General features: G+C 66.8%; 6 protein-coding genes. 4 read left to right on the plus strand and 2 right to left on the minus strand.

The annotated features are described in order from the left end of the window. Positions 1 to 449 precede the first annotated feature (449 nt). Entirely contained in the window at positions 450 to 773 is a 324-nt protein-coding gene (locus A5701_RS06325; RefSeq protein ID WP_067749917.1) for a putative quinol monooxygenase, read from the plus strand. On the opposite strand, the gene A5701_RS06330 is transcribed toward A5701_RS06325, so the two are convergent. Continuing rightward, on the minus strand, positions 770 to 1,462 hold the full coding sequence (locus A5701_RS06330; protein WP_067749928.1) for a guanylate cyclase: 693 nt from the start codon (positions 1,460 to 1,462) through the stop codon (positions 770 to 772). The two genes, A5701_RS06325 and A5701_RS06330, sit on opposite strands and share 4 nt — an antisense overlap. 69 nt (positions 1,463 to 1,531) lie before the next feature. Between A5701_RS06330 and A5701_RS28490 the strand changes: the two genes are divergently transcribed. After that, the gene (locus A5701_RS28490) at positions 1,532 to 1,741 is read left to right on the plus strand and encodes a hypothetical protein (RefSeq protein WP_082950480.1); all 210 of its coding nucleotides are present in this window, start codon (positions 1,532 to 1,534) and stop codon (positions 1,739 to 1,741) included. On the opposite strand, the gene A5701_RS06340 is transcribed toward A5701_RS28490, so the two are convergent. Continuing rightward, positions 1,693 to 2,517, minus strand: a complete 825-nt coding sequence (locus A5701_RS06340) for an adenylate/guanylate cyclase domain-containing protein (protein WP_067749922.1) — start codon at positions 2,515 to 2,517, stop codon at positions 1,693 to 1,695. The two genes, A5701_RS28490 and A5701_RS06340, sit on opposite strands and share 49 nt — an antisense overlap. Positions 2,518 to 2,638: 121 nt before the next feature. Here A5701_RS06340 and A5701_RS06345 point away from each other — a divergent pair, with 121 nt between their 5' ends. After that, entirely contained in the window at positions 2,639 to 4,045 is a 1,407-nt protein-coding gene (locus tag A5701_RS06345; RefSeq protein ID WP_067749924.1) for a glucose-6-phosphate dehydrogenase, read from the plus strand. Positions 4,046 to 4,060: 15 nt separating this feature from the next. After that, complete coding sequence (gene gnd, locus A5701_RS06350) at positions 4,061 to 5,083, plus strand: phosphogluconate dehydrogenase (NAD(+)-dependent, decarboxylating) (RefSeq protein WP_067749926.1); 1,023 nt, start codon at positions 4,061 to 4,063, stop codon at positions 5,081 to 5,083. Positions 5,084 to 5,162 lie beyond the last annotated feature (79 nt).

The following is a 5,162-nucleotide window of genomic DNA, read 5'->3' on the forward strand; positions in this document are numbered from 1 at the left end:
GTCGTCCTCGCAGTGCAGCAGCCCGCAACCCCTCGGCCTGCCCGGCACGATGCCGACGAGGAAGCCCAGCCCCCGCGCCGCCTCCGCCGCCGGCCCCGCCGGCGCCCGAATTGCCGCCGCCCGGCGATCCGGGAATTGCAAATCCCTAACGAATTGAATTCACGAAGGATTCGATTCGGCGCACAGATTATTTCCGTTGTACATATCCGCGGACTCCGATGGAGTGAAATAGCTCTGAACTCGCCGAGTTTGTGACCCAGGCCACTTCGCGGGCGGGTCGGAGCCGCCGAGGATTTGTGCGGAACACAGATGAAGCGCGCCCCGCCCGTCGATTAAGACGGCCGGGGCGCGCTTTGCTGGCGGTCCGGTGCCTCGGATGGATATGCTGGCGCTGCCCACCCGTATCGGGCGGGCGTAGCTTCTCCCAGCGAGCAAGGCGGATACCGGCCATGATCTTCATCGTCGTCAAGTTCGAGACCAAGCCCGAGTGGACGGACCGCTGGACGGATCTGGTCGCCCCGTTCACCGCCGCCACCCGCGCCGAGGACGGCAACCTGTGGTTCGAGTGGTCGCGCAGCCTGGACAAACCGGCCGAGTACGTCTTGGTGGAGGCGTTCCGTGACGACGAGGCGGGCGCCGTCCACGTCAACAGCGATCACTTCAAGCGGGCGATGCAAGAGCTGCCGCAGGCCCTCACGTCCACCCCGAAGATCATCAACCAGACGATCGACGCCACGGGATGGTCGGAACTGGGCGAGATGTCGGTCGGCTAGCCGACTTCGCCTACCGTCACGGTGATTTCGCCGCCCAGTCGGTAGCCCGGCGCCAGCGGAAGCGTGTCACCGCTCCAGAACTTGCCGGGGTCGAACCAGTTGGCGTCCTTGTCCGTGTTCAGCAATCCCATTTCCTCGTAGGTGATCGCCACCGTCTCCGCGCAGTAGGCCGTGGAAATGCTCATCTTGCGTTCCTCCCGGCGGCGCCGGGTCTGCTCGCGAACCTTGCTGTCCACCAGCGGGATTCCCCGCACCCAGTCGTTGACGGTCGGAAGCCGGCCGCGGAACCAGCGACCGGTCAGCCGTGCGGTGGTGGGAAAGGCGGTGCCGTCCATTCGCGCGATCACCCGCAGCAGCTTGTTCTCCTGGTCACGGGTGGGGTTGGGCGTCAGCTGGCGCAGCCAGCACCGCTGCTGGTACCGCTGCGTCCACTGCAGGACGGCCTGGCGCAGATCGTTGAGTTGCACGCCCCGGTGGTTGGTGCCCGTCCACATGTCGACGAGCTTGTCGCCCAACTCGGCGTGCCAGATCAACGGCGGCAGATCGTCGATAGCCACCGTCATGCCGACGTGGTTCACCGGTGCGTTCGTCAGGGTCTGAATCGCGCGGTCGGGCCGTGAGCGGCCGCGAAACAACCAAAGATCGCCGGTGCGAGTCTCGTTCAGGGCCTCATCGAGGGTCAGCGTCATGAGCGTGTCGATGCCTGTGTCCGGTTGCAAGAGCACACAAGTTAAACACAGCCCGAATACGCTGTGTTCATGCGCAGACTGTGGAAGTGGGTCGGGCTGGCCGGCGTCGCCGGTGTCGTCGCCGGGGGCGCACTGGTGGCTCGCGACCAACGCAAACGACGCGCCTACACCGCCGACGAGGTCCGGTCCCGCCTGCATCAACGGCTGGCCGAGTACGACGGGGAGGGCTTTCAGTCCAGATCGGGATCGGCGGGGGCCTCCACGGCGAACAACGAATAGGTCCCCGAGAAGCCCTTCAGCTCGACCTCGCGGCCCTTGCCGAATTGGATGTCGTCGCAGTCGGAAAGGGCATCCCGTACCGGTTGGCTCACCAAGATCTCGCCGCCGGCGGCCTGGGCCGCCACCCGCGCGGCCATCGCGACGTTGCGGCCGAACAGATCATCACCGCGGCGCACCGACCGGCCCATGTGGATACCGATCCGAACGCGGATCTCCTCGTGCCGCTTGCGTTTTGCGTCCTTGCGCAGCGCGCGCTGCAGGTCGATGCCGCACCGCACCGCCTGGTCGGCGCGGGAAAAGGCGACCATGAAGCCGTCGCCCTGGCTCTTGACCACGTGACCGGACCGGCGCTGCACCAGGTCCGACACCAGCTTGTCGTGTGCGCCAATGAGTTTGACCCAGGCGCGGTCACCGATCCGCTCGTTGAGCGCGGTCGATTCCTCGATGTCGGAGAACAGGATCACCACCCGGCCGTCCGGGGTGACCCTCGCCAGGTCGGGGCGTTCCACCTCCGCCCAGTCCGCGAGATCCTCGATCGAACCGCGTACGGCGGCCCCGAAGCCCTCCTTGCGTACCACGTTGGCGGTGTTCCACACGGTCTTGAGGGCCTCGCGCCCACCCGACAACAGCCAGCTGCGGGTGTCGGTCCGGTGCCGCAATTCGTCGATCTCCTGGCGGCTGCGCACCAGCAACCGCGAAAGCACGGCGAGCGCGACGGCTTCGATCACGGCGATGCCGGCCAAGACGTAGACCGCGATATGCAGCGCATCACCCACGCAAGCATCCTGCCAAGGCCCCGATGGCTTGCGGTTGTCGGGCCTGTGTGCGGTGTCTAGTGTTAGGTCCGACCGCCGCGGGTAGTGAGTCTCTAGAGCCAACGACTTCGGAGGTGCGGGCTTGGCTGACGGCGGGGACAACTCTTCGAACAAGCTGGTGATCTTCGGCATCACCGGCGATCTGGCGCGCAAGATGACCTACCGCGCCTTATACCGCCTCGAGGCCCGCAAGTTGCTCGACGTCCCGATCGTCGGCGTGGCCAGCGACGACATGCCGCTCGAGAAGCTGGTCGAGCGCGCCCGCGAGGCCATCAAGGCCTCCGGCGAGAAGTTCGACGACGCGGTCTTCGACCGGCTCGCGGCCCGGCTGTCCTATCTGCACGGCGATGTCACCGACGAAGAGCTGTACGGCCGGCTCGCGAAGAAGATCGGCAAGGATTGCCGCCCGCTGTACTACCTGGAAATGCCGCCGTCCCTGTTCGCGCCGATCGTCGAAAACCTCGCCAAGGCCGACCTGCTGGAATGCAGCCGCGTCGCGGTGGAAAAGCCGTTCGGCCATGACCTGGCCTCGGCGCGCGACCTCAACGCCCGGCTGCGTGCGGTGCTCGACGAGGACCAGATCCTGCGGGTGGACCACTTCCTGGGCAAGCAGCCCGTCGAAGAGCTGCAATACCTGCGCTTCGCGAACAACGCCCTGGCCAAGCTGTGGGACCGCGACAGCATTTCCGAAATCCACATCACCATGGCCGAGGATTTCGGCATCGAGGACCGCGGCAAGTTCTACGACGCGGTGGGCACGCTGCGCGACGTCGTGCAGAACCATCTGCTGCAGGTGCTCGCGCTGGTCGCGATGGAGCCCCCGGTCGGTCCCAGCGCCGACGACCTGAACGACAAGAAGGCCGAGGTGTTCCGGGCGATGCCGGCCCTGGATCCCGAGCGGTGCGTGCGCGGCCAGTACCGCGGCTACACCGACGTCGACGGGGTGGCCAAGGATTCGCAGACCGAGACCTACATCGCGCTGCGGACCGAGATCGACAACTGGCGCTGGGCCGGTGTGCCGATATTCCTGCGCGCCGGAAAAGCACTGCCCGAGAAGGTGACCGAGGTGCGGATGTTCCTCCACCACGTTCCGGGATTCTCGTTTCTGCCGAACCGCCGGCCACCCGAGCCCAACCAGATCGTGCTGCGCATCGATCCCGATCCCGGGATGCGGTTGCAGTTGTCGGCCCAAGTCGGCGACGGCTGGCACGACGTGCACCTGGACTCGTCGTTCGCCGAGGATCTCGGGGAAGCCGTGCGGCCCTACGAACGGCTCCTCTACGCCGCGCTCACCGGGGACCGGCAGCTCTTCGCGCGGGAAGACGCGATCGAGGAGACGTGGCGGATCGTGCAGCCCGTGCTGGACAAGCCGAGCCGCATCCACCACTACGAGCAGGGGTCGTGGGGGCCCGAGGCCGCGCAGTCGCTGCTCCACGGTCATCGCAGCTGGCAGGAGCCGTGGCTGCCCAAGCGCACGTCGTCACAGTAAGGAGATCGGGAAGAGATGCAGCTCGGGATGATCGGACTGGGCCGGATGGGCGCCAACATCGTCCGCCGCGTCGCCACGGATGGACACGAATGCGTGGTCTACGACCACAACCCCGACGCGGTCAAGGCGATGGCGGGGGAGGAGAGGACCACCGGTGTGTCGTCGCTGCGGGAGCTCGCCGAGAAGCTGACCGCTCCGCGGGTCGTCTGGGTGATGGTGCCGGCGGGCACGATCACGACGGGGGTCATCGAGGAGCTGGCGAAGACGCTGGAGTCCGGCGACATCGTCATCGACGGCGGCAACTCGTACTACCGTGACGACATCAGCCACGCAAAAACCTTGTCCGAGAACGGAATTCACCTGCTCGACTGCGGCACCAGCGGTGGCGTTTGGGGAAGGGAACGCGGCTATTGCCTGATGATCGGCGGTGACGACGAGGCCTTTCTGCACGCCGAGCCGATCTTCGCCAGCGTCGCGCCCGGGGTGGACGCGGCGCCGCGCACGCCGGGCCGCGACGGCGAGGTCGACCGATCGGAAAAGGGTTACTTGCACTGTGGGCCGTCCGGCGCCGGGCACTTCGTCAAGATGGTGCACAACGGCATCGAGTACGGCATGATGGCCTCGCTCGCCGAGGGGCTCAACATCCTGCGCAACGCCGACATCGGCAAGCAGGTGCAGGAGGGTGACGCCGAAACGGCGCCGCTGTCGAATCCCGAGTTCTACCAATACGACTTCGACATCCCCGAGGTTGCCGAGGTGTGGCGCAGGGGCAGCGTGATCGGCTCCTGGCTGCTCGACCTGACCGCGATCGCGCTGCACGATTCGCCCGACCTCAAGGAGTTCTCCGGGCGCGTGTCCGACTCCGGCGAGGGCCGCTGGACCGCGATCGCGGCGATCGACGAGGGGGTCCCTTCGCCGGTCCTCACGACCGCGCTGCAGTCGCGCTTCGCCTCGCGGTCACTCGATGACTTCGCCAACAAGGCGTTGTCGGCGATGCGCAAGCAGTTCGGCGGGCACGCCGAGAAGCCGGCCAACTAGGGGCGGGTCGCCACCGTCGGATTCAGTGGCGATCGCGAGGGCGGCGTCGCCGGGCGATGCGGGTCGCCACCGTCGGATT

The organism is Mycobacterium sp. E3305 (genome assembly GCF_001666785.1).
Lineage (GTDB): Bacteria > Actinomycetota > Actinomycetes > Mycobacteriales > Mycobacteriaceae > Mycobacterium.

Bases quoted from the DNA above. Each gene is read 5' to 3' on its own strand.
- A5701_RS28490 (WP_082950480.1), top strand. From the start codon at position 1,532: ATGCGCAGACTGTGGAAGTGGGTCGGGCTGGCCGGCGTCGCCGGTGTC.
- A5701_RS06330 (WP_067749928.1), bottom strand. From the start codon at position 1,462: ATGACGCTGACCCTCGATGAGGCCCTGAACGAGACTCGCACCGGCGAT.
- gnd (WP_067749926.1), top strand. From the start codon at position 4,061: ATGCAGCTCGGGATGATCGGACTGGGCCGGATGGGCGCCAACATCGTC.
- A5701_RS06325 (WP_067749917.1), top strand. From the start codon at position 450: ATGATCTTCATCGTCGTCAAGTTCGAGACCAAGCCCGAGTGGACGGAC.